The sequence below is a fragment of the Streptomyces sp. W1SF4 genome (assembly GCF_003950035.1).
Taxonomy (GTDB): domain Bacteria; phylum Actinomycetota; class Actinomycetes; order Streptomycetales; family Streptomycetaceae; genus Streptomyces; species Streptomyces racemochromogenes.
Genome location: NZ_CP034350.1, coordinates 6,425,714 through 6,448,516, shown reverse-complemented (window position 1 = coordinate 6,448,516; position 22,803 = coordinate 6,425,714). Strand labels below are relative to the sequence as shown.

The following is a 22,803-nucleotide window of genomic DNA, read 5'->3' as shown; positions in this document are numbered from 1 at the left end:
GCGAAAGCGCTCGTGCTGAAGCCGACGACGATGGCCCGGTACCGCGACTACGTTCGCAACGACCTCGTCCCCACGTCGGCACCCTCAAGCTCGACCAGCTCGCCCACCGCCACATCTCGGCCTACGTGGAACACGTCCTCTACGTCCGCTGCACCCTCTCAGCCATCGACAACAACCACCTCGTCATCACCACGCCGAAGACCCCCTCCAGCCGCGGCCGGGTCGCCATCTCACCCCGCGTGCCGCTGACCGTGGTCTCCAAGACGCTGCCTCACCCAGCAGGCAGCCTGCGAAGCCGTCGACCACACGCTGACCAGAGCCGAGAAGACCAGCACGCGTACAGACCGCCCGGCATGGCTGCGACCACCAGCATTCCGGGCACGGAAAAGGCCGCCCTCTCACGTGTGAGAGAACGGCCTCCGACCTGCATAAACGCTGGTCGGGACGACCGGGATTTGAACCTGCGACCCCTTGACCCCCAGGGGGTCGGTGAAAAAAGTCCAGACATACGGCAATCCGAGGGCGCACAGCATGCACATCCATACATGCTGTGCGCCCATCGACGTGGGCACTGGGCCCCAACTGGCCCCCAAGGGGCACCACATGACCCTCCCCGCCGCATGCCTCCAGGAGCTTCGGCAGGGGCTGACCTCCCGCGCCAAACCGGTGGGCACGGCAGGCCCCCTCAGCGGGCCGCCGACAAAGCGTCACCTGCAACACCTGTCGGCCAACTGCTTTTCCCGGCCCTTCCCCCGGAGGGAGGGTCCGCAGCCGCGCAGCGACCGGCCGGACACGTGCTGGAGTGCTTCGTCAGATCTGTCGCAGGGCTGCCATGAGGTGGCCTGTCGGTCGGTGGCAGGTGCCGGTCCAGGTGACAAGTGGGTTCGGCTGCGCTGTTATGGCGACCGGGTCACCCACTGCTGCACGCCGCTTCGAGTAGGAGTTCGTAGCTCTCCCGTGGGGCAGGCCAGAGTCAGTGCGTCCCTGCGGGTGCGGGCGCCGTACCGAAGACGGTGTCCCAGTAGGGGCAGCTGATGCCGAACCCGCGGCCGTCGTCCTGGAAGTGGTGGCGCAGGTGGTGTGCGCGCAAGCGACGCCCGAGTACGGATGACGGCGAGTTGTGGTGCAGGTGGTAGTGCAGTGCCTCGTAGAGGAGGTAGCCGGCGATGAATCCGGCAGTGAAGGCGTCCGCGGCGCCTGCGTCGAAGAGGGTGTGGCTGAGGCCGTAGGTGGTGCTGTTGCCGAGGAGGGTGGCCAGAGGATGCAGGACCAGGCGCCGCGAATCGCTGGGGTGGTCATGGTGAAGACCGTGCACCATCCAGTGCAGCCTTTGCGTTCGTGGTCCTCTCGGGGTGAAGTGGAAGGCTGCCCGGTGGACCCAGTACTCCGTCAGTGTCCATGCCAGGTAGCCGAGCACGCCGTATCCGACCAGTGCGGGCCAGTCGACGTACGGAAGCGCCAGAGCCGTGAGCAGGATGACGGCCGGGCCGTAGAGGATGACGGGCACGGCCGGGTGGATCCGGGTGAAACCCTCCGGGATTCCGGATCCGAACTCGGGCGGCGAGGCAGGTCGGCGCTCTGTGCGACCTGCGTGGGAAGGCGTCATCGCTCGCTCCTGATGTGCATGGATTCACGGGGCCCGGAAGGCAAGGACCACGTTGTGGCCGCCGAAGCCGAACGAGTTGCTGAGTGCCGCCTCGATGCGCCGGCTCTCGGCGGCCTTGGTGACGAAGTTCAGGTCGCAGCCGAAGTCCGGGCTCTCCAGGTTGGCAGTCGGGGGGACCAGGGAGTGCTGCACGCTCAGGACGGTCAGAGCCGCTTCGACCGCGCCTGTTGCCCCCAATGAATGGCCCAGCACCCCCTTGGTGGAGGTGACCAGGGGTCCGCGGGGCAGCAGGGTGCGGATCACGTCGGCTTCGACGGCGTCGTTGAGGAGGGTCGAGGTGCCGTGCGCGTTGACGTACGCGACGTCGTGGTGGCTGAGATCGGCGTCGGCCAGGGTCAGGCGCATGGCCTCCTTGGCCCCGCGGCCTTCAGGGTGGGGTGCCGTGGGGTGATGGGCATCGGTGGTGGAGCCACAGCCGGCGAGTAGGGCGCGGGGCCGGTGGCCGCGTGCCCTCGCGTCCTTCGCCCGTTCGAGGATGAGGACGGCGGCTGCTTCGCCCAGGACGAATCCGTCACGCGCCTGGTCGAAGGGCCGGGAAGCGGCGGCGGGGTCGTCGCATCGCCTGGAGAGGGCGCCGAGTTGGGCGAGGCCGGTCACGATCAGAGGGGTGGCGCAGGATTCGGTGCCGCCGGCGATGACGATGTCGCACTGTCCGGTAGCGAGGAGGTCGCGCCCGAGCGAAATGGCCGTGGCGCCGGAAGCGCAGGCGGTTGCAGTCATGAGGCTGGGACCGTGGGCGCGACAGGCGAGCGCGACTTCCCCTGCCACGGCACTCGGCCCGATCATGGTGATCATTAGGGGCGACACTTGCTTGGGTCCGCGGTCGCGCAGGATGTCGTGCTGGTTCTCCCAGGTGTGGGAGGCGCCGAGGGCGATGCCGGTGATGACCGCGACTCGGGCGCTGTCCCAGGTGTTCGGGTCGAGACCGGCATCGTTCAGCGCCTGTTTGGCGGCCGCGATGACGAGCTGCGTGGAGCGGTCCAGGCGACGGGCGGTGCGGCGCCCGATCGCGGCGTCGGCGTCGAACGACGGGATGGAGCAGCAGAAATCGACGGGAAGTCCGGCGAGCCGGTCGAAGGTGGCAGCGGTGGGCGTGCCGTCGCAGACGCCGTGCCAGGTGGTTTCCACATCGGTTCCGGCGGGGGTGAGCATGCCGAGGCCGGTGACGGCGATCTCGGGTCGCTTCGTCAATTCCTGGCCCGGGACTGGGCCGAGACGTGCGGTTGCCGTCGCGGGTTGTTGGCGGGTGCCGGTCATGGATTTTACTTTCATCCGTGAGGTCAGAGGGCGGCGCTGATCGCTGCAGGTTCCGCTGGTGTGGCGGGGAGGTGGGGGCGACCCGCCGCGTCACGCCTGTTGCGGCTCGGCTGCCTGCATCAGGCGCTGTGCGGCCTGGGCGAGGGTCATGTCCCTGACCTCGCCGTCGGCGAAGACGCCCGTATCGTCCGAGATGTTGACAGCCAGCTCGGTCAGCGACAGGGAGTCCATCTCGAGGTCGCGGAAGGTGGTCTGCGGTGTCGCCTGCGCGATGTCGATGCCCATCTCGTCCAGCAGAGCGAGCAGCTTCTCGTACATCAGGGGTTCTCCATCTGTAGGGGCCGGTCCGCCTCGGGATGTGCATGACCGGGTCGGGTATCGAAGTCGTCGGGCCGGATCGCGGCGAGCATCTTTCGGTGCCGGCTCGCGGTCCACGGCCAGATCACCGGCACGCCGTGCACGTCCTGGTACCAGCTGGCGCAGCCGGCGGCGAAGACGGTGCGTGGGAGCGCCCGGTTGATGGCGGCGTTGTAGGAGTCGGTCGCCTCACGGGTGGGGGCGGCCTGCGAGATCTTCCCTTCTTGAAAGAGGGAGATCCACTGCATGATGTAGTCGGCCTGGGTTTCCGCCGTTCGCAGGACCGGCTCGTTGGCATAGGGGCTGTTGGGCCCGCACAGGAGGAACATGTTCGGAAAGCGCGAGACGGCGACGGTCCGGTAGGCGCGTGGACCGTCCGCCCATGCCGCGTCCAGGGTGATCCCGTCCTGTCCGGTCACCTTCATGGGCCGGGTGTAGGCGTCCGCGTGGTATCCGGTGGCGAGGATGATGACGTCCACCGGGTGTTCCTGGCCGTCGGCGGTGAGGATCGAGGTGGGCGTGATCTTCTCGAGCGACTCGGTCACCACGTCGACGTGGGGTAGCTGGACGGCCCGGTAGAACCCGGAGGCGGTGACGATCCGCTTGCACATCGGCTGGTAGTCGGGGGTGAGTTTGCGCCGTAGCGGAGCCGACCGGACGCTCCTCAGCGCGAGGCGGCATCCGAGGCCGAACAGGGCGCGCCGCAACCCCGGCTTGACCAGCGCCGCGCCGATGGTGTGTTCATAGGCGAGACGCCATGCGTGGTCGGCGAGGCGGGAGAAGCCCGGGATGCGTCGGTGGGCCGCCTTGGCCCAGGCGCTGTAGCGCTTGTTCACCTTCGGGAAGACCCACTGCGGGGTTCTCTGGAAGAGCATGAAGCGGCCGGCCGTTTCGGCGAGTGCGCAGGTGAGCTGGACGCCGGTTGATCCCGTTCCGATGACGGCGATCCGCCGCCCTGCCAGTGGGACGGTGTGGTCCCAGCGCGAGGAGTGGAATGCGGCGCCCGCGAACTCGTCCAGGCCGGGGATCTGCGGAACCTTCGGATGGACGAGCAGTCCGGTGGCGCACAGGAGGAAGTCGAACGATTCCGTCGCTCCCAGGGCCGTCTCGAGAGTCCACTGCCCGTCGGCGAAGGTCGCGGTGGTGACTTCCTCGCCGAGCCGGATGTGCTCGCGCAGGCCGCAGGTGTCCGCTACGTGGTTGAGGTAGCGGCGGATCTCCTGGCCGTCGGAGTAGAACTGCGTCCACTCCGCGTTCGGGGCGAAGGAGTACGCGTAGTTGCGCGAGGGCAGGTCGCAGTTGAGGCCCGGGTAGGTGTTGTCCCGCCACACCCCGCCGACCTCGGGCGCCCTCTCGTAGATGACGAAGTCGTCGATGCCCGCGCTCTTGAGCCGGTGCCCCATGCAGAGGCCCGATACGCCTGCCCCGATGACAGCGACACGCGGCGATCGGCCGGCCGGACCGCTCATGCCGCGCCTTCCCCGGTCGAGGAAAGGGCTTCGTTGGGGTGTTGGGCGACGAGGCCGTTGAGGTGGGCGCAGAGGGACTCGACGCTGGGGTGGCGCCTCACGTCGGTGAGGGGGATGGTCAGCCCGTACTGCTCTTCCAGGGCGCCCGTGAGGGCGACCTCTTCCATCGAGGTGACACCGAGGGCATCCAGAGGCACGGTGGTGTCGATGTCCGCGGCGGGGACGTCCAGCAGGGCGGCGAGGTGGCCGGCCAGCCAGTCGGTGATGTCCGAGATCTCGGTGTGGTCTTTCACTGGGCGTCCCTGATCTTCGTGGTCAGGCAGGTCGCGTCCCGCTCCACGAGGTAGCGGTCACGGCAGTCGCCGCGCCGGAGCTTGCCGCTGGTGGTACGTGGCAGGCTGCCGCGCTTGGCGGCGAGGACGTCGTAGGGCCGCACGCCGTGGCGGGTGGCGACGGCGGTCTGGACGCGGTGGCGCAGGCCGATGGACTCGGCTTGCAGGGGCCCGGCGGTGAGTTCCACGACGATGACGAGCCGGTCGCCCTCGTGGTCGTCGCCCGGTACGGCGAAGGCGGCGACCCCGCCGGGGACGGCTTCGCCGATCGCCTGGTGGACGGTGTCCTCGATGTCAGTGGCCGCGTGGTTGGCGCCGTGGATGATGATGACGTCCTTCATCCTGCCGAGGACGAACACCTCCCCCTCGTGTACGAAGCCCAAGTCCCCCGTACGCATCCAGCCATGCTCGGCGCCGTCAAGGTTCTTCAGGGTCCGGTCGAAGAGCTCGGCGGAGGACTCCGACTGGTTCCAGTAGCCAGCGGCGATATTGGGGCCGCGTACCCAGATCTCACCGGTGAGGCCGGGCTCCCGCTCGACGCCGGTCTCCGGGTCGGCGATCCGTACGTCCTGGCCGACGGGCCGACCGCAGCCCACGACCGTGGTCGCCCCTGCACCGGCGGCGGTTGCGGTGCCGTTCAGGACGCGGACCCGGCCGGAGGCGAGCGCTGCGCTGTCCAGAACGAGTTCGGTCCAGCGCTGTCCGACGCGGTTGCAGGACACCAGCACGGTGGCCTCGGCCAGCCCGTAGCTGGGCTTGACCACATCAGGGGCGAGCCCCGAGCCCGCGAAGGCCTCGGTGAAGCGGCGCAGGGTGCCCGGGCGAACCGGCTCCGCCCCGTTGGTCAGCACGCGCACGCAGCTCAAATCCAGGTTCAGGTCAGCGGGTTCGGGGATCCTGCGGACGCAGAGGTCGTAGGCGAAGTTCGGGCCGGCGCTGAGGTGGGCCCGGTGCGCGTCGAGCAGCCGCAGCCAGCGCACGGGGCGCTGGATGAATGCCAGCGGGGACATGAGCGCCAGGTGCGCGCCGGCCAGCATCGGGAGGAGCACGCCGTTGCAGAGCCCCATGTCGTGGTAGAGCGGCAGCCAGCTTGCAAGGGGGGTGCTGTCGGACAGGCCGCAACCCTCGATGACCTGGCGCGTGCTGGCCACGAGGTTTCCGTGGGTGATGACGGCACCCCGGGGGTTTCCGGTGGAGCCGGAGGTGTACTGCAGGTAGGCGGGGTCCCCCGGGGCGGCAGCGTGTCCTGACCAGTGGGCTGCGAGGCTGAGATCGATGTCGTCCACCGCCCATACCGGCAGGCGCCCGTCGGCCAGGTTCCGGCAGGGTGCCGACTCCTGCTCCACGGTGAGCAGGCACACCGGATCCGCGTCCGCCAGCACTGCCTTCAGCCGGCCGGTACGGCGGGGATCCTCCGGCGGGAACAGCGGTACCGCGATCATGCCGGCGTACAGGCAGGCCAGGAACGCCAGACCGTACCCGCTGCCTTGCGGGCACAGCACTGCCACGCGCTCGCCCCGGGGGAAGCGGGCTTCGAGAGCGGCGGCGAGCGCCCGTGCCCGCAGGTCCACCTCCGCGAAGGTCAGCGTGTGCCAGGCCCCTTCCGGGACGTGGCTGTAGCTGACGAAGCTGAGCGCGGGACGGTCGCCGCAATCGGCGGCATGGCCGCTGACGACAACCGGAAGCGGGGCCCACTCCGGCTTCGCCGATAAGGCACCCGGGGCAGCAGCAGCGAGCGAGGAGGCAGAACCGGAGTCGCAGTGGCCGGGCATGACCGGAGGTTCCTTTCACCGAGCGTCGGGCGAACTGTGGGCATGTGGAACGGACGTTCCGACGGGGAGGTCTGCTGTCCCGGGCCGGGCGGGCCGGCTGGGTAGGCCGAAGCACGGAGCGCGGCCGTCCATGACCAGCAGCTGACCGTACGTTGCACTCCCCATCGCAATCGAGCAGAAGCCACCTGAGCCATTCGGGTCATTCATGCCGCCGTTCAGGTGACTGGGGAAGGGCTGAGGTGACGCCCCCACCAGCACCGGTAGTAACCAAACCCGTCCAGGGCCGTTCCCCTTCATATAAAGACCGAGAAGTGGAGGAACCGGTGGCGGCCAAGGGCAATGGGGGGCCTGCCGCGCTCTCGGCCGAGGGGGAGTTCAGCCCCGCGCAGGACCGCGGCATGCTGGAGTGGGCGCGTCAGCGTCCCGACGACGGATTCGTCGTCGGTGTCGCCCTACGGCTGCGCGGCCCCAGACCCGGCCCGGAGCGGCTTGCCTCCCTGATCGCTGCCCGCCTGGCTGAAGTACCCGTACTCCAGGAGTATTTGGACGGTCCGCCCCGCGAGGAGCGCTGGAACCCGTTCGACTCCTTCCATGTGGGCGATCACGTTCACGTTCTCGGTGGCGGCGGCGATCCACGCACAGGTACGGAGAGGATGGCCAACCAGCCGGTTCCGGACGACCGGCCGCGCTGGGGTGTGTGGCTGCTGGACGCTGAACGCGAGGACGAATATTTGCTCGCCTACCGCGTCCACCACGCCGCCCAGGACGGCGCAGCCGTCGCGCACACGATCCGGCGCCTGTTCACCGACCGCGTCCCCGCAATTCCCCTGACCGAGCAGCCGCTTGAAGGCCGCCGGTCGGCAAGCTGCCCACCATGCACCGATGATCGGCTCCTGACCTGCGTGGACGTTCCCGTGGACACCATGCGTGCCGTGGTCCGCGCCTCGGGCGCCTCCCTCAACGACATCTACCTCGCCGCCCTGGCTGGTGCCGTACGGACCTGGCTGTCACCGGGCGCATGCCAGCAGCCCGTCCCCGTGCGGGTCCCGTTCAACGTACGACTCCGCACCGAGCGCCAGGACCGAGGCAACCGGATGGGGCATGCGCGCCTGCTCCTTCCGGTGGACGAGCCGAGTGCGGGCCAGCGCCTCGAGCGCATGGTCGAGCAGACCCGCTTCTGGCCCCGAGACCAGATCCGCCGCATCCTGGACCGGGCGCCCCACCACATGTTGTGGCAGCACATCGCGCCCTCACTCAGCCCGGGGGACGCGCTGGCCAGCGCCACCCTGCTGGGGATCCCGACCCCGTTGGCCTTCGATGGAGCCCCCGTCATCGGCAGCACCGCCATGCCACCGCTCGCCGCCGGCCATCTCTTCTCCAGCGCGCTCCTCCTCTGCGGCACCCGGGCCACCGTCTCCTTCACCGCCCGCGGCGAGCACCAGCACGTCCGAGACCTGCCCCGCCTGTGGGAGCAAGAACTGGCGACACTGGCCGCCGCCACCCGCCATTGAACTCTTGCGGCAACCAGTCTCGAACCGGGCACCGCATCCGCCGTCCCGCCCACAAGCCCGATGGAGGCACACCATGACTTCGCCTCGCCCGACCGTCCTGCTCACCGGCGCGACGGGAGTGATCGGCTCCGCTTTGCTCCCGGCGCTCGCCGCCCGCTACCAAGTCACCGCACTCGTCCACCGCAGCCGCCCCCCGGGCGCCCCCACCTGCGTACAGGCCGACCTCACCGCCGAGGGCCTCGGACTGGACACCCGCCGGCGCCGCGATCTGGCGGCTCGTACCGACGTCATCGTCCACTGCGGCGCCCTGACCGCCTTCGCCCCGCCCGATCTCACCGCCTTCGACGACGTCAACGCCGACGGCACCCGCCGGATCCTCCGACTCGCCGCAGAGGCACAGGCACCCGTGGTCCTGCTCTCCTCGGCCGCGGCCGCCTTCGAGGTCACCGGCGACGACCTCACCGCCCGCTCGATGCGTGCCTACAGCAGCTCCAAGCGCCGGGCCGAGGAGTGGGCAGCCCACAGTGAGCAGCCCGTCGCCATCGTGCGGCCCGCTCTGCTGTTCGCCTCGCGCAGCGCCTCCACGCCACCCCGGCACCAGTTCCCCCACGTCCTGTACGACGTACTGCTGCGCGGCAGGGCCGGCGGCGTGCCCGTCAACCCCGACCACTGGTGCGACATCCTGCCCATGGAACTGCTCGTCGACTACATCATCGCGCTGACCGAAGCCCTGCTCGCCGGGGACCCCACCGTGGGCGGCGTTCACTGGGCCACCGCCGGGCCGGCGCGGCTGACCGCGGCCGACATCGAGGAAGCCTGCCTCGACTGGTTGGAGGAAGCCGGCCGACCCGCCCGGGGCCCACTGCTGGCCGAACCCGCCACGGCGCACTCCCGCACCCACGGCATGGCGCGCCTGGCCCAACTCGGATTCCAGCCGCCCACCCAGTCCGCCCTGCCCTGCGACCTGCCTCGGCTACTGCCGCGCCAACTGACCCGGGCGGAAGCGATGAAGGCCCTCGCGCACGATGTCCGGCGCTGCGCACCGTGGGCGATCTGACCTGGCCTGGCGCCGGCTTCCCGGCAGAAGAGCTTCGTGAGTCGCCGCGAGAGGCTGGTACGTGGCATTCGGGTGATCATGATCCGCTGTTCGCGTCGTATCCGGAGGCGATTCGTTACCGGGGCATGAATATCTCTCCCACCCCGAAGCGCCTGGCCACCCTGTCACTCGTGGCTGTGGCAGCCGTCGCCACCGTCGCCGCCATCGGCCCCGACCTGTCTCTGCGCGGCACCGGAACGTACTGCCTCACCCCCGAGGCAGCTCGCGCCGCGGAAGCCCAGGGCGTCACCATGGAAGCCATCGCACCCGCGACGGCCACGGGCACCTGCGTGACCCTGCCGGGCACCGGCACCGCCAAGGCCAACCTTTCCGGCGGGGACGCCCCCCTCCAAGGCGGCATGCGCTTCTCGCGCAACGGACACCGTCTGGACGTGACCAACCTCCACATCCACGTCCGCCTCACCGAAGGCGACACCAGCGCAGACTTCGCCCCGGACGGCTCACCGGCCACCCCCACCGACTTCCTGCACTACAAATCCTCGCCGAGCCTGGCCAAGGTCACCCCCACCACCTTCGACGCCTCACCCAACACCCTGTACATCACGACCCCGGCCGCGGCGGCCTTCACCGACACCTTCGGTACGAGTCCCGCAGCAGCCGGTACCGCGCTCTTCACCTTCGAAGGGCACGCTGAGATCGTCAACCCTCTGAGCAAGTTCCCCACCCCCTAGATATCCGCAGGCCGGAGCGGGGTGACAGCGCCCTGCTCCACCGGGGCCATGTCCGCCGACAGACGTGGCCGGTGCCGAACGGCGCCGGCCGCGACCTGTACGAACCCCAACCTGGGGCTCACCGGCGGCTACAGCTTGGGTAGCCCTCCGAGCGGGTTGGTGATGCCCCGTGCCGTCGAAGAGAGAGGGGATCGTACGCCGCTCCCGCAGAGCTGGGTAACCGCGCTGCCCTTGGCGCACTGCCAAGGGAAACGTGCTGGTCAAGAGGCTCTGGAAGGCGTGGTGGTCGCCTGTGGTCGCACGCTGGAAGAATCCACTCCAGCTCTCGCCTCCTGGAGGCGATCCCCATGCATACCAGCGTCGGCCGCGGCCGGATCTACCGCCGCTGCGGCTGCAGAGACCCCCAGCACCACCAGCTCGGCACCCGCTGCCCCCACCTGACCACGGACAGCCAGCACGGCACCTGGAACTTCGCCGTCGACGTCCCCACCCCGGACCGTCACCGCACCACGGTGCGACGGGGCGGATTCTCCACCCAGGACGCGGCCGAGCAGGCGCTGGGCCGGTTCCTCGAGGGCGAGGCCGGCGGGTACAACGCCGACCCGAGCCAGACCGTCGCCGCCTACCTCGACGCCTGGCTGCAGGCGAAGGCCCTGGTGCTGAAGCCGACCACGATGGCCCGCTACCGCGACTACGTCCGCAACGACCTCATCCCCGCCTTCGGCACACTCAAGCTCGACCAGCTCGCCCACCGCCACATCTCCGCCTTCGTCACCTGCCAGCTCGCCGCCGGCCGCGGCCGCACCACCCTCTACAGCTGCCTGGCCACCCTCTCCAGCGCCCTCGGCGACGCCGTCCGACAACCCCGCTTCTCCCCCGGTCCTACGCCGCCCGCCGGCACCGGAACGACGCATCTGGACCGCGCAGGAGGCCGCACGCTTCCTCACCTACTGCCACCAGGCCGACCCCGAGATCGCCGACCTATTCGAGTTCCTCATCGGCACCGGCATGCGCAAAGGCGAAGCCCTCGGACTCCACTGGGACGACGTCCACCTCGGCGAGGGCCTCCTCTACGTGCGCTGCACGCTCTCCGCGATCGACAACAACCACCTCGTCATCACCGCCCCGAAGACCCGCTCCAGCCGCGCCTGGGTCGCCATCTCACCTCGCGTCGCTACCGCACTCAGGCACCGGGCGCTCACAACGACCCGTACGAGGGTTGATCCTGACGACCCGTTCACCGGTCTGGTTTTCTGCCGACCCGACGGGCGACCGCTCGGACCGCACCAGGTCCTCGACCGGCTACACGAGCTGTCCGAAGAGGCTGGCGTCCCGCGGATCACCGTCCACGACCTGCGTCACCTGGCTGCCACGATCACGATCTCCGCCGGCGTTCCGCGCACTGTGGTGTCCAAGACGCTGCGGCACTCCACCCTGTCGACCACCGCGAACATCTACAGCCACCTCACCCGGCAGGCAGCCCGCGAAGCCGTCGACACCATCGACCGCACCCTCACCGGAGCCCAGAACACCGGCCGCGAAACACGCCGCCCGGCATGGCTGCGACCACCACGCGACCACCTGCAGCAGCTGCGCGAAGCCCTCGGCCGGGTCCACTCCCCCGCGCCGCCGGCCTTCTGCGCGGCAACGGACCAGCCACAGGCTGGACGTGCGACCACATTGCGACCACCATGGCCCCGGACACACGAAAGGCCGTCCTCTCGTGGATGAGAGAACGGCCTCCGACCTGCATAAAGCATGGTCGGGACGACAGGATTTGAACCTGCGACCCCTTGACCCCCAGTCAAGTGCGCTACCAAGCTGCGCCACGTCCCGTTACTGCTTCGTGCCCCTCACCTGGGGTTTCCCCCTCGTGCCGGGCACATGCAGAACATTACCCCACGGCGAGGGGTGCGTGTGCACGGGTAATCGGTGGCGGGGAGGATGGCCGGGTGACGGAACGGGAACGCGATCGGGACGGTGAGGGGCGGGCGCGCAGTGCGCGGCCGCGGGACGGGCTGGGGCGGCCGCTGCCGTACGGGGCCGAGGGCGTGGCGCGGCAGCCCGAGGGGGTGGTGCGGGCGCCGGGGCTGACGGTGGCGGAGGCGCAGCGGCTGCTGGACGCCGGGATGCCCTTCCACGCGCACGAGGTGTTCGAGGACGCGTGGAAGTCCGGGCGGGCCGAGGACGCCGGCCTGTGGAAGGCGCTGGCGCAGCTGGCGGTGGGGCTGACGCACGCCGCGCGGGGGAACTCCGTCGGCGGGGCGCGGCTGCTGCGGCGCGGGGCCGGGGCGCTGGCCGGGCTGGGGCTCGGGGAGGCGTACGGGTTGGACGTGGCCGGGCTCGTCGGGTGGGCCCGGGAGCTGGCCGGGCGGGTGGAGGCCGGGGAGCGGGTCGACGCGGCGGCCGAGGCTCCCCGGCTGACGGGGAACCCGGGGGCCTAGGCCGGCTGGAGGAGGTCCCAGCGGTTGCCGTAGAGGTCCTCGAAGACCGCCACGGAGCCGTACGGTTCGTGGCGCGGCTCCTCCAGGAAGCGGACGCCCTCGGCGGTCATCCGGGCGTGGTCGGCGGCGAAGTCGGCGGTGTAGAGGAAGAAGCCGACGCGGCCGCCGGTCTGGTCGCCGATCCGGGAGCGCTGGGCGTCGTCCTTGGCGCGGGCCAGGAGGAGGGCGGACTCCTTGGCGCCGGGCGGGCGGACCACGACCCAGCGGGAACCGTCCGGCCGGGGGGTGTCCTCGGCGAGTTCGAAGCCGAGCGCTCGCGTGTAGAAGTCGATGGCCTCGTCGTAGTCGTGGACCACGAGGGCGGTCAGGGCGATGTGGGATGGCATGCGGCTATTGTGCGCCGAGGAGGACGACGTCGAGGGTGCGGGGGCCGTGCACGCCCTCCACCCGGTCGAGTTCGATGTCGCTTGTGGCGGAGGGGCCGGAGATCCAGGTCAGCGGGCGGGTCGGGTCGAGGCGTTCGAGGGCCTGCGGGACGGAGTCCACGACCTGGTCGGGGACCCGGACCACGCACACGTGGTGGTCCGGGACCAGGGTGATGCGGCGCCGGCCCTGGTCGGGGCCGCCGTCGAGGACGAGGGTGCCGGTCTCGGCGATGGCCAGGGCGCAGCCGGTGACCACGCTGTCGACGCGGTCCAGGTCGTACGGGGTGGAGGCCGGGTCGTCGTGGACGCGGGTCGCGGCGGTGGACGCCAGCCAGTGCCCCGGCAGGGCCGGCGGAACGAGGACCGTGCGGGAGGCCGCGAGCAGCCGGGCCAGCAGCCGCGCGATGCCGTCCTCGTCGGTGCGGTGGACTGTCGCCCGGTACTCCGTGAGGTTGGCGGCGAGGAGGTCCGCGGTCTCGGCCGGGGTGCGGCTGCCGTGGACGCGGAGGTAGTCCCGCGGGACGGGCGGGGCGTCCGGGGCCCCGGCGGTGGCCCGCCGGATGCGGGACAGGATGCGGTCCCTGGTGCTCAAGGTCGGTTCCCCCGTTCTCGGAGCCACCAGTCGCGGAAGGGTTCCGCCGGGATGTCGGGCAGTTCGCGGGTGTCGGTCCAGGCCCGGCCGGGGCCGGGCAGGCGCCGGGGGCGCAGCCGGCGGGCGCGGGCCAGCAGCCGCTCCCCCGCGCGCAGCGCACCGGGGTGGTCGAGGAGCAGCCGGGCGGCGCGCATGGCGGCCCGTTCGGCGGTGTGGCCGTGTGCGGGGCGCAGGCGTACGCGGACGCCCTCGCGGGTCACGGGGCCGCCCTGGACCACGCGTTCGCGGAGGTGGAGGAGGATCTCGGGGATGTCGATGGCGACGGGGCAGACCTCGTAGCAGGCACCGCAGAGGGTGGAGGCGTAGGGCAGGCTGGCGTCGACGGCGCCGGCGGTGCCGCGCAGTTGGGGGCTGAGGACGGCGCCGATGGGGCCCGGGTAGACGGAGCCGTAGGCGTGGCCGCCGGCGCGTTCGTAGACGGGGCAGACGTTGAGGCAGGCCGAGCAGCGGATGCAGCGCAGGGCCTGGCGGCCGGTGGCGTCGGCGAGGGTGTCGGTGCGGCCGTTGTCGAGGAGGACGAGGTGGAACGCGGAGGGGCCGTCCCCCTCGTGGGTGCCGGTCCACATGGTGGTGTACGGGTTCATCCGCTCGGCGGTGGAGGAGCGCGGCAGGGTCTGGAGGAAGACTTCGAGGTCGCGGAAGGTGGGGACGACCTTCTCGATGCCGACGACGGAGATGAGGGTGTCGGGCAGGGTCAGGCACATGCGTCCGTTGCCCTCGGATTCGAGGACGACCATGGTGCCGGTCTCGGCGACCACGAAGTTGGCGCCGGAGACGGCCACCTTGGCGCGCAGGAACTTCTCGCGCAGGTGGAGGCGGGCGGCTTCGGCGAGTTCGCGGGGGTCGTCGCCGAGGTCCTCGGGGGCGGGGCGGCCCCATCCGCCCATCTCGGAGCGGAAGATGTCGCGGATCTCGCGCCGGTTGCGGTGGATGGCGGGGACGAGGATGTGCGAGGGCCGGTCGTGGCCGAGCTGGACGATGAGTTCGGCGAGGTCGGTCTCGTAGGCGGCGATCCCGGCGGCTTCCAGGGCCTCGTTGAGGCCGGTCTCCTGGGTGGCCATGGACTTGACCTTGACGACCTCGCTCTCGCCGGTGGCGAGCACCAGGTCCGTGACGATGCGGTTGGCCTCGTCGGCGTCGGCGGCCCAGTGGACGGTACCGCCGGCGGCGGTGACGGAGGCCTCCAGCTGGAGCAGGTAGCGGTCGAGGTGGCGCAGGGTGTGGTCCTTGACGGCCTTGCCCGCGGCGCGCAGCCGCTCCCAGTCGGCGAGTTCGGCGACGGCGCGGGCGCGTTTGCCGCGGATGGTGTGGGTGGCGTGGCGGAGGTTGGCGCGCAGGACGCCGTCCCGTACGGCCTCGCGGGCGGCCTCGGGGAACGGCGGGAAGGCGGGCATGCCGAGGTGCGTACCGGTCATGGCAGGGGGTCCTCCTCCAAGAGGTCCTCCTCCAGGGGGTCCTCCTCCGTGGCGGCCAGGATCTCGGCGAGGTGCAGGGTGCGCATCGGGTCCCCGGCGCGGTGCAGGATGCCTCCGAGGTGGGCGAGGCAGGAGTTGTCGGCGCCGCAGAGCACTTCGGCGCCGGTGGCGCGGGCGGCGGCGGTCTTGTCGGTGCCCATGGCGGCGGAGACGTCGGGGTTCTTGACGGAGAAGGTGCCGCCGAAGCCGCAGCACTCGTCGGCGCCGGGCAGCTCGACCAGTTCCAGGCCCTTGACGGCGGCCAGCAGCCGGCGGGGGCGCTCGCCCAGGCCGAGGGAGCGCAGGCCGTGGCAGGAGGGGTGGTAGGTGACGGTGTGCGGGAAGTACGCGCCGACGTCGGTGACGCCGAGGACGTCGACGAGGAACTCGGTGAGCTCGTGGACGCGCGGTACGAGGTCCTGCGCGAGTTCCGCCAGCCCGCCGCCCCGCCCCTCCTCGGCGGCCCGGCGGCCCATGCGCGGGTAGTGCTCGCGGATCATCGCGGCGCAGGAGCCGGAGGGGGTGACGACGTGGTCGTACCCGGCGAAGGCGGCGGCGGTGCGGCGCAGCAGCGGCTCGGCCTCGTGGCGGTAGCCGGTGTTGTACTGGGGCTGGCCGCAGCAGCTCTGGGCGGCGGGGAAGTCCACCTGGACGCCGAGGCGCTCCAGCAGGCGTACGACGGCGATGCCGGTGCGGGGGTACAGCGCGTCGTTGACGCAGGTGACGAACAGGGCGGCGCGCATGATGGGCACAATAGCCCGGTGAAGAAGTTCTCAGTCATCGGCATAGGCGCGGGCGACCCTGACCACCTGACCCTCCAGGCGGTCAGGGCGATCGGCGCGGCGGACGCATTCCTCATCCTGGAGAAGGGGGAGGACAAGTCGGACCTGACCGGTCTGCGCCGGGCGATGCTCGACGCGCACGCCCGTCCCGGCCACCGGCTGGTGGAGGGCCGTGACCCGGACCGGGACCGCACCCCGGCCGACTACACCCCGACGGTGGACGGCTGGCGCAGCGCGCGGGCCGAGATCTTCGAGCGGTTCATCGCCGAGGACCTGGCGGAGGGCGAGACGGGTGCGTTCCTGGTGTGGGGCGACCCTTCGCTGTACGACTCTACGCTCGCCATCCTCGAAGAGGTGCTGGAGCACGGCCGGGTGGCGTTCGAGCACGAGGTGGTGCCGGGCATCAGCAGCGTGTCGGCGCTGCTGGCCCGGCACCGGACCAACCTGAACCGGGTCGGGCGGCCGGTCCAGATCACCACCGGCCGGCGGCTCGCGGAGGGCTGGCCGCAGGACGTGGACGACGTGGTGGTGATGCTGGACGCCCGGCACGCCTTCACCGCCCATCTGGACCAGGACCTCTACATCTACTGGGGCGCCTACGTGGGCACCGCGGACGAGATCCTGGTCCAGGGGAAGCTGGCGGAGGTGTCCGGCCGCATCGAGGAGCTGCGCAGCGAGGCCCGCGCCCGCAAGGGCTGGATCATGGACACCTACCTGCTCAGGCGCCCCTGAGGAAGGCGGGCAGGACCTCGGCGAGGCGTTCGTACTCCTCGGCGCGGTTGTAGAGCTGCCCGCAGACCCGGATGCCGCCGCCGCCCGGCCGGGCCCAGACCAGGGTGCGGATGCGGGCCTTGGCCGCGATCTCCTCGCGCAGGGCCGCGGCGGCGTCCTGGGTCTCGGCGGTGCCGGGCGGCAGCAGCAGGGAGCGCATGGCCAGGCCCGGGGTGTGCGGGAGCTCGGTGATGCCGGGGATCCGGGCGAGCAGTGCGGCCCCGTAGGCGGCGAGGGCGCTGTTGTGGGCCCGGACCCCGTCGGCGCCGAGCCGTTCGATGAGGTCGAGGCCCTCGGGGGCGGCCAGCCAGCCGGTGTAGTCGGCGGTGGCGCGGAACTCGACGGAGCGCGGGTAGCCGAGGTGGTCCTGCCAGGACGGGGAGAGGGAGCGGACCCGGGCGCGGTGGGCGGGGGCGACGGCGAGGAGGGCGGTGCCGGAGGGCGCGTAGCCCCACTTGTGGAGGTTGCCGAACCAGAAGTCGGCGCCGGCGACCGGCTCGGCCAGCATGCCGGGGGTGTGGGCGCCGTCGACGACGGTGGTGACGCCGCGTTCCGAGAGCTCGGCGAGCAGCCGGGGCGAGGCGATGAGCCGGGCGGTGGGCGAGCTGACGTGGTCGAGCAGGACCGCCTTGGTGCGGGGGGTGAGGGCGGCGAGCACGGTCTCGCGCACGGCGTCCTCGTCGGGCAGGTGCGGGTCCAGGGCCACGGTGGTGACGCGGGCGCGGCGGGCGGCGGCCGCGGTGACGGTTCCGTAGCCGTGGTCGGTGACGAGGACCTCGTCGTCCCCGGCGAGCGGGATGGCCCCGAAGGCGAGGTTGGCGCCCTCGGTGGCGTTGGAGACGAACGCGAGGCCGTCCGGGTCGGTGCCGATCCGGGCCGCGATGCGGGCCCGGGTGGCGGCCAGCCGGTCGGGGAGGGAGAAGAAGAAGGCGTCGGGGTCGGCGTGGAACTCGGCCCGCAGGGCTTCCTGGGCCTCCTGGACGGGCAGCGGGACGGCGCCGTAGGAGCCGTGGTTGAGGTGGGCGACGGCGGGGTCCAGCCGGAAGAGGCCGGGGCCGCCGGGGTAGGCGGGCGGGGCTGAGGGGGCGGACGGCGCGGGCACGGGTACCTCCGGTGCGGGACGTGTCGGGTGCGGGCCTCGTGGGCCGCATCCGGAGCATGGGGTCTCGTCGCCCCGGGAGGGAAGGGCCGCTTGGGCCGGATTGGCCTGCCTGGCCGAGGGGTCCCCGGCGACGCCGGCCGCGGCGCGGGCGCGGGCGAGGAGGGGGCGGTGACGAGCACGCGAGCCGGCGTCCCGACGAGCGGGAGCGCCGCCGGTGCGCCCGGTCCCCTCCCGGGGGAACCGCCCCTGTTGCGAGGGGCGGTCCGGCAGTAGAGCCGATCGGCGCCCTGCCGACGACCGCTCGCCGGCGGCCGGGGCGCGGCGCGCACGCCGCCCGGGCCGGCCCCGCGGCCGGGGCCGTACGGGCCGTACGGGTCATAGGTACCGGACTCACCGGCCCGCGAAGGCAGCGGCTGAGCAGGGCGTTCCCGGACCATGCGCCGGAATACGGCATTCCCCTGGCCATGCTGCCGAATTGACGCATAATCATCGTCACGCGGCGCGAAACAACCCTCGTGCCGCACGGGGTCACGTATGCGACGGGGGGCATCGTGATGATGGGGGACTCCCGGCCGACACCATCGGGCGGAGCGACCGGAACACTGCCGACCACGTCCACCGAACTGTCCCGCCTGCTCACCGCCGTCCGGCGGGGCCGGGTGCTGACGGTCACGGGCCGGTTCCACGAGGCCCGGAGCCTGCTGGTGCGGGACGTCGCCCGGCGGCTGGCGTCCAACTTCTGCGACGGGGCGGCGGTGGTCACCGTCAGCCCGGACGGCGGCGTACGCGGCCTCGTGGCCGCGCTGGGCTGCGTACCGGGCATGCCCTTCCTGCCCTGCGGCACGGCCAACGCGGCCTCCTGGCTGGCGGAGCGGGACATGCTGCTGGTCCTGGACGGCACCGACCGGCTCGGCCCCGAGGCGCTGGCCTGGGTGCGGGAGCTGCTCGCCGCCGCGCCCGGGCTGCGCATCCTGGCGGCCGGCCGGCGTCCGCTCGCCGTGGGCCAGGGCCGGGTGCACCGGCTCTGAGCCGCCCGCCTCCGGACGCACGTCCGCCCGCCCCCGGACCCACGCCCGCCGCCTCCGGACGCACGTCCGCCCCGGCCGGGCACGGGGCCCTGCCGGGGCGGAACGCCTACTGCTGCTGCCCGCTGCCGGGGGTCAGCCCAGCAGGGCGAGCGCCTGGTTCAGCGTCGCGGAGGGGCGCATGACCTCGGCGGCCTTGGCCGGGTCGGGCTGGAAGTAGCCGCCGATGTCGGCCGGGGAGCCCTGGACGGCGTTCAGCTCGGCGACGATCTTCTGCTCGGACTCGGCCAGCGTCTTGGCGAGCGGCTCGAAGGCCGCGGCGAGCTTCGGGTCGTCGATCTGGCGGGACAGCTCCTGGGCCCAGTACATGGCCAGGTAGAAGTGGCTGCCGCGGTTGTCGATGCCGCCGAGGCGACGGGTCGGCGACTTGTCCTCGTTGAGGAAGGTGCCGGTCGCGCGGTCCAGGGTGTCGGCCAGGACCTGGGCGCGGGCGTTGCCCGTGGTGGCGGCGAGGTGCTCGAAGGAGGCGGCCAGCGCGAAGAACTCGCCCAGCGAGTCCCAGCGCAGGTAGTTCTCCTTGACCAGCTGCTGGACGTGCTTCGGGGCGGAGCCGCCGGCGCCCGTCTCGAAGAGGCCGCCGCCCGCCATCAGCGGGACGACCGACAGCATCTTGGCGCTGGTGCCCAGCTCCAGGATCGGGAAGAGGTCGGTCAGGTAGTCGCGCAGCACGTTGCCGGTCACCGAGATGGTGTCCTCGCCGCGGCGGATGCGCTCCAGGGAGTACTTCGTGGCCTCGACCGGGGAGAGGATCTCGATGGTCAGGCCCTCGGTGTCGTGGTCCGCGAGGTACGTCTTGACCTTGGCGATGAGCTGCGCGTCGTGGGCGCGGGTCTCGTCGAGCCAGAAGACGGCCGGGGCGCCGGTGGCGCGGGCGCGGGTGACGGCGAGCTTGACCCAGTCCTGGATCGGCAGGTCCTTGGTCTGGCAGGCGCGGAAGATGTCGCCGGCGGCGACCTCCTGCTCGATGAGCGCGTTGCCCGCGGCGTCGACGACGCGGACGGTGCCCGCGGCGGCGATCTCGAAGGTCTTGTCGTGGCTGCCGTACTCCTCGGCCTTCTGGGCCATGAGGCCGACGTTCGGCACCGAGCCCATGGTGGCCGGGTCGAACGCGCCGTGGGCGCGGCAGTCCTCGACGACGGCCTGGTAGACGCCCGCGTAGCTGCTGTCCGGGAGGACGGCGAGGGTGTCGGCCTCGGCGCCGTCCGGACCCCACATGTGGCCGGAGGTGCGGATCATGGCCGGCATGGAGGCGTCGACGATGACGTCCGACGGCACGTGCAGGTTGGTGATGCCCTTGTCGGAGTCGACCATCGCGAGGGCGGGGCCCTCGGCGAGCTCGGCGTCGAAGGATGCCTTGATCGCGTCGCCGTCGGCGAGGCCGCCGAGGCCGTTCAGGATGGTGCCGAGGCCGTCGTTCGGGGACAGGCCGGCGGCCGCGAGGGCCTCGCCGTGGCGGGCGAAGGTCTTCGGGAAGAAGGCGCGGACCACGTGGCCGAAGATGATCGGGTCGGAGACCTTCATCATGGTGGCCTTGAGGTGCACGGAGAACAGGACGCCCTCGGCCTTGGCACGCTCGATCTGGTCGTTCAGGAAGGTGCGCAGGGCGTCGACGTGCATGACGGACGCGTCCACGACCTCGCCGGCGAGGACCGGTACGGACTCGCGCAGCACCGTGGTGGCACCGTCGGCGGCGACGTGCTCGATGCGCAGCGTGCCGGCCTCGGCGATCACGGCGGACTTCTCGGTGGAGCGGAAGTCGTTCTCGCCCATGGTGGCGACGTTCGTCTTCGACTCGGGGGTCCAGGCGCCCATGCGGTGCGGGTGGGTCTTGGCGTAGTTCTTCACCGAGCCGGGCGCGCGGCGGTCGGAGTTGCCCTCGCGCAGGACCGGGTTGACGGCGCTGCCCTTGATCTTGTCGTAACGGGCGCGGATCTCGCGCTCCTCGTCCGACTTCGGGTCGTCCGGGTAGTCCGGGAGGGCGTAGCCCTGGCCCTGGAGCTCGGCGATCGCGGCCTTCAGCTGCGGGATCGAGGCCGAGATGTTGGGCAGCTTGATGATGTTGGCCTCGGGGGTCTTCGCCAGCTCGCCGAGCTCGGCGAGGGCGTCGGCGATCCGCTGCCCCTCCTCGAGGTACTCGGGGAAGACGGCGATGATCCGACCGGCCAGGGAGATGTCACGGGTCTCGACATTCACACCGGCCGTCGACGCGTAGGCCTGGATCACAGGCAGGAAGGAATACGTCGCGAGGGCCGGGGCCTCGTCAGTGTGCGTGTAGATGATGGTCGAGTCAGTCACCGGATGCTCCGCTCCACAGTCTGCGTCTCTCGTCTGCAACATTGCTCGACATCAAGATATCTCGTGATCGGGCATGTCTGGACAGCCCCCTGCCGCAAGACCGGGGAGACGCGCGTCACGGCAACGCGAAAGGCGCCGCCGCCGGCCTCCGGGGCCGGCGGCGGCGCCGCTGCGCCGTGCGTGTCAGGCGGTGACCTGCTTGGGGTTCGCGCCGTACTCGTTCGGCCCGGCGTGGCCCTCCAGGGCCATCAGGACGATGATCGCGATCCAGCCGACGAAGGGGATGAAGCTGATCAGGTACCACCACCCGGACCGGCCGGTGTCGTGGAGCCGGCGGACGCTCAGGCCCAGGGTGGGGAGGAAGACGGCGAGGTTGTAGATGTAGAAGATGACCGGGTAGCTGCCCAGCGCGAAGTCCAGCACGATCGCCACGACCATGATCGGGATGCTGCACAGGACGAACATCCAGTACTCCCGGCGGCGCGCGCGGCCGGCGAAGTCCGCGTAGCGCTTGATGACGTCGACGTAGTAGTGCACGAGTCCCCCCTAAGGACGGCATCGACGGCCCCTCGGCCTGAAAGGGGCCGGGCCCGGGTTATGCCCTGGGGCCGTCGTGCCCAAGCCATCCCAGGGTGCCTGATTTAGGCCATCGGGCTTGGTTTCAGGGGGAGTTGGCGACAGCTGTCACTGGCGTCCCGGGCGTCTCAGCCGATGCGGTAGGAGTCCCCGTAGACCTTCCATTCGAGCGGGGTGTCGAGGCCCAGGTTGCCCTTCTTCAGGAAGACGCGCTGGGCGGTGTCGACGCGGCTGGTGTCGCTGTGGGCCTCCTCCTGCTTCATCGCCCAGACGCGGGCGTCGAGGAAGGCGTTCAGCCAGGCGGTCTCGTTGCCGCCCTGGGCCGGCGGCCTGGCCTTGGCGAGGGCCCGCTTGCGGATGTTGCGGAAGCTGGTGGGGTCGCCGCCGTCGCCGTGCATGACGATGGCGTCGTAGTAGACGAACTGTCCGAGGGTGCCGACCCCGTCGGCCTTGCCCTGCCCGACGGCGGGGTTGAAGTAGACGCGGTCGCGCTCGTGGTCCTGGGCCTTCCTGAACGCCGCGTCCTGGGCGGCCTTGGCCCAGTCCCTGGTGAAGTTCGGGTCGAGCCCGGCGTGCGAGTCTCCGCCGTTGACCTTGCGGAGGGCGGGGAGGTACTTGGCGAGCACGTTCCCGGGCTTGGTCTTGGTGTAGTACTCGACGAGGTCGAGCATGTCGCCGGTGCCGGAGCAGAAGCCGATGATGCCGGCGGTGTAGCCGCGGCCGTCGCCTATGTCCTCGATGTACTTGTACTGGGCCTTCCAGTCGAGGGAGGAGTTCTCGGCGCTGGAGACGATCCGCATGGCGATGTCCTTCTTCGCCGGGTCGTCGAGCCCGGTGGCGGCGGCGGCCGCCGCGGTGGCGCCGGGTGCTGGCGCGGCCGCGGCGGGGGGCGCGGCGGTGGCGTGGGCCGCGACCGGGGCGGTGAGGAGGGCGGTGCCGAGCAGGGCGCCGACGGCCATCGTCGTGCGACGGGGAGTGAAGCGGGTGAACACAGGGCCTCCGTGGGGGGATTGAGTCTTCCCTGATCCGTTAGGAAACTTTCCTACCAGACATCGGACACGGCGA

Annotated in this window: 21 protein-coding genes and 1 tRNA gene; 7 read left to right on the top strand and 15 right to left on the bottom strand. The window is 71.3% G+C overall.

Annotated elements, in window-relative coordinates; genetic code table 11:
* Positions 1–973: 973 nt before the first annotated feature.
* From D1J60_RS29990 to D1J60_RS29965, 6 genes are all read right to left on the bottom strand, one after another.
* A complete protein-coding gene (locus tag D1J60_RS29990) occupies positions 974–1,507 on the bottom strand; it encodes a sterol desaturase family protein (RefSeq protein ID WP_164720994.1) in 534 nt (177 codons plus the stop codon).
* Positions 1,508–1,630: 123 nt separating this feature from the next.
* Complete coding sequence (locus D1J60_RS29985; protein ID WP_125823216.1) at positions 1,631–2,923, bottom strand: beta-ketoacyl-[acyl-carrier-protein] synthase family protein; 1,293 nt, start codon at positions 2,921–2,923, stop codon at positions 1,631–1,633.
* Positions 2,924–3,013: 90 nt separating this feature from the next.
* On the bottom strand, positions 3,014–3,241 hold the full coding sequence (locus D1J60_RS29980; protein ID WP_125823215.1) for an acyl carrier protein: 228 nt from the start codon (positions 3,239–3,241) through the stop codon (positions 3,014–3,016).
* On the bottom strand, positions 3,241–4,749 hold the full coding sequence (locus tag D1J60_RS29975; RefSeq protein WP_125823214.1) for an NAD(P)/FAD-dependent oxidoreductase: 1,509 nt from the start codon (positions 4,747–4,749) through the stop codon (positions 3,241–3,243). The genes D1J60_RS29980 and D1J60_RS29975 overlap by 1 nt, the downstream gene beginning before the upstream one ends.
* Positions 4,746–5,042, bottom strand: coding sequence for an acyl carrier protein (locus D1J60_RS29970; protein ID WP_164720993.1), 297 nt, complete (start codon positions 5,040–5,042; stop codon positions 4,746–4,748). The genes D1J60_RS29975 and D1J60_RS29970 overlap by 4 nt, the downstream gene beginning before the upstream one ends.
* Entirely contained in the window at positions 5,039–6,853 is a 1,815-nt protein-coding gene (locus D1J60_RS29965; RefSeq protein WP_125823212.1) for a fatty acyl-AMP ligase, read from the bottom strand. Before D1J60_RS29965 ends, D1J60_RS29970 begins: the two co-directional genes overlap by 4 nt.
* Before the next feature lie 311 nt (positions 6,854–7,164).
* On the opposite strand from D1J60_RS29965, the gene D1J60_RS29960 reads away from it, so the two are divergent.
* The 4 genes from D1J60_RS29960 to D1J60_RS38255 all read left to right on the top strand — a co-directional run bounded on the left by D1J60_RS29960 (position 7,165) and on the right by D1J60_RS38255 (position 11,883).
* Positions 7,165–8,364 (top strand): hypothetical protein, encoded by a 1,200-nt coding sequence (locus D1J60_RS29960; protein ID WP_125823211.1) that lies wholly within the window; start codon positions 7,165–7,167, stop codon positions 8,362–8,364.
* A 73-nt stretch (positions 8,365–8,437) separates the two neighbouring features.
* Positions 8,438–9,421 (top strand): SDR family oxidoreductase, encoded by a 984-nt coding sequence (locus D1J60_RS29955; protein WP_164720992.1) that lies wholly within the window; start codon positions 8,438–8,440, stop codon positions 9,419–9,421.
* Positions 9,422–9,591: 170 nt separating this feature from the next.
* Positions 9,592–10,152: a hypothetical protein gene (locus tag D1J60_RS29950; RefSeq protein ID WP_125823209.1), complete on the top strand. Its 561-nt coding sequence runs from the start codon at positions 9,592–9,594 to the stop codon at positions 10,150–10,152.
* Between the two features lie 912 nt (positions 10,153–11,064).
* Entirely contained in the window at positions 11,065–11,883 is an 819-nt protein-coding gene (locus D1J60_RS38255; protein ID WP_125824261.1) for a site-specific integrase, read from the top strand.
* A 28-nt stretch (positions 11,884–11,911) separates the two neighbouring features.
* On the opposite strand, the gene D1J60_RS29935 is transcribed toward D1J60_RS38255, so the two are convergent.
* Positions 11,912–11,988 (bottom strand) — tRNA-Pro (locus D1J60_RS29935).
* A gap of 116 nt (positions 11,989–12,104) precedes the next feature.
* Between D1J60_RS29935 and D1J60_RS29930 the strand changes: the two genes are divergently transcribed.
* Complete coding sequence (locus D1J60_RS29930) at positions 12,105–12,596, top strand: DUF309 domain-containing protein (RefSeq protein WP_125823207.1); 492 nt, start codon at positions 12,105–12,107, stop codon at positions 12,594–12,596.
* On the opposite strand, the gene D1J60_RS29925 is transcribed toward D1J60_RS29930, so the two are convergent.
* The 4 genes from D1J60_RS29925 to D1J60_RS29910 are packed head-to-tail and all read right to left on the bottom strand — an operon-like array spanning position 12,593 to position 15,870.
* Positions 12,593–12,982, bottom strand: coding sequence for a VOC family protein (locus tag D1J60_RS29925; RefSeq protein WP_007267700.1), 390 nt, complete (start codon positions 12,980–12,982; stop codon positions 12,593–12,595). The genes D1J60_RS29930 and D1J60_RS29925 overlap by 4 nt on opposite strands.
* A gap of 4 nt (positions 12,983–12,986) precedes the next feature.
* Complete coding sequence (locus D1J60_RS29920) at positions 12,987–13,613, bottom strand: LUD domain-containing protein (RefSeq protein ID WP_125823206.1); 627 nt, start codon at positions 13,611–13,613, stop codon at positions 12,987–12,989.
* Complete coding sequence (locus tag D1J60_RS29915; RefSeq protein WP_125823205.1) at positions 13,610–15,088, bottom strand: lactate utilization protein B; 1,479 nt, start codon at positions 15,086–15,088, stop codon at positions 13,610–13,612. Before D1J60_RS29915 ends, D1J60_RS29920 begins: the two co-directional genes overlap by 4 nt.
* Positions 15,085–15,870, bottom strand: coding sequence for a (Fe-S)-binding protein (locus D1J60_RS29910; RefSeq protein ID WP_125823204.1), 786 nt, complete (start codon positions 15,868–15,870; stop codon positions 15,085–15,087). Before D1J60_RS29910 ends, D1J60_RS29915 begins: the two co-directional genes overlap by 4 nt.
* An 18-nt stretch (positions 15,871–15,888) precedes the next feature.
* Between D1J60_RS29910 and cobF the strand changes: the two genes are divergently transcribed.
* Positions 15,889–16,641, top strand: coding sequence for a precorrin-6A synthase (deacetylating) (cobF, locus tag D1J60_RS29905; RefSeq protein ID WP_125595551.1), 753 nt, complete (start codon positions 15,889–15,891; stop codon positions 16,639–16,641).
* Here cobF and D1J60_RS29900 read toward each other — a convergent pair.
* A complete protein-coding gene (locus D1J60_RS29900) occupies positions 16,628–17,782 on the bottom strand; it encodes an aminotransferase class V-fold PLP-dependent enzyme (RefSeq protein WP_125823203.1) in 1,155 nt (384 codons plus the stop codon). The two genes, cobF and D1J60_RS29900, sit on opposite strands and share 14 nt — an antisense overlap.
* 554 nt (positions 17,783–18,336) lie before the next feature.
* Between D1J60_RS29900 and D1J60_RS29895 the strand changes: the two genes are divergently transcribed.
* Positions 18,337–18,810: a hypothetical protein gene (locus D1J60_RS29895; RefSeq protein ID WP_125823202.1), complete on the top strand. Its 474-nt coding sequence runs from the start codon at positions 18,337–18,339 to the stop codon at positions 18,808–18,810.
* A gap of 132 nt (positions 18,811–18,942) precedes the next feature.
* Here D1J60_RS29895 and D1J60_RS29890 read toward each other — a convergent pair whose 3' ends face one another.
* From D1J60_RS29890 to D1J60_RS29880, 3 genes are all read right to left on the bottom strand, one after another.
* Positions 18,943–21,162: an NADP-dependent isocitrate dehydrogenase gene (locus D1J60_RS29890; RefSeq protein ID WP_125823201.1), complete on the bottom strand. Its 2,220-nt coding sequence runs from the start codon at positions 21,160–21,162 to the stop codon at positions 18,943–18,945.
* A 183-nt stretch (positions 21,163–21,345) separates the two neighbouring features.
* Positions 21,346–21,699, bottom strand: coding sequence for a DUF805 domain-containing protein (locus D1J60_RS29885; protein ID WP_125823200.1), 354 nt, complete (start codon positions 21,697–21,699; stop codon positions 21,346–21,348).
* 167 nt (positions 21,700–21,866) lie between these two features.
* The gene (locus D1J60_RS29880; protein WP_125824260.1) at positions 21,867–22,697 is read right to left on the bottom strand and encodes a chitosanase; all 831 of its coding nucleotides are present in this window, start codon (positions 22,695–22,697) and stop codon (positions 21,867–21,869) included.
* Positions 22,698–22,803: the final 106 nt, after the last annotated feature.

What these genes read in the sequence shown, in the direction of transcription:
- D1J60_RS29925 (WP_007267700.1), bottom strand. Translation starts at nt 12,982, where the DNA reads ATGCCATCCCACATCGCCCTGACCGCCCTCGTGGTCCACGACTACGAC.
- D1J60_RS29895 (WP_125823202.1), top strand. Translation starts at nt 18,337, where the DNA reads ATGATGGGGGACTCCCGGCCGACACCATCGGGCGGAGCGACCGGAACA.
- D1J60_RS29955 (WP_164720992.1), top strand. Translation starts at nt 8,438, where the DNA reads ATGACTTCGCCTCGCCCGACCGTCCTGCTCACCGGCGCGACGGGAGTG.
- D1J60_RS29980 (WP_125823215.1), bottom strand. Translation starts at nt 3,241, where the DNA reads ATGTACGAGAAGCTGCTCGCTCTGCTGGACGAGATGGGCATCGACATC.
- D1J60_RS29985 (WP_125823216.1), bottom strand. Translation starts at nt 2,923, where the DNA reads ATGACCGGCACCCGCCAACAACCCGCGACGGCAACCGCACGTCTCGGC.
- D1J60_RS29965 (WP_125823212.1), bottom strand. Translation starts at nt 6,853, where the DNA reads ATGCCCGGCCACTGCGACTCCGGTTCTGCCTCCTCGCTCGCTGCTGCT.
- D1J60_RS29910 (WP_125823204.1), bottom strand. Translation starts at nt 15,870, where the DNA reads ATGCGCGCCGCCCTGTTCGTCACCTGCGTCAACGACGCGCTGTACCCC.
- D1J60_RS29880 (WP_125824260.1), bottom strand. Translation starts at nt 22,697, where the DNA reads ATGGCCGTCGGCGCCCTGCTCGGCACCGCCCTCCTCACCGCCCCGGTC.
- D1J60_RS29915 (WP_125823205.1), bottom strand. Translation starts at nt 15,088, where the DNA reads ATGACCGGTACGCACCTCGGCATGCCCGCCTTCCCGCCGTTCCCCGAG.
- D1J60_RS29975 (WP_125823214.1), bottom strand. Translation starts at nt 4,749, where the DNA reads ATGAGCGGTCCGGCCGGCCGATCGCCGCGTGTCGCTGTCATCGGGGCA.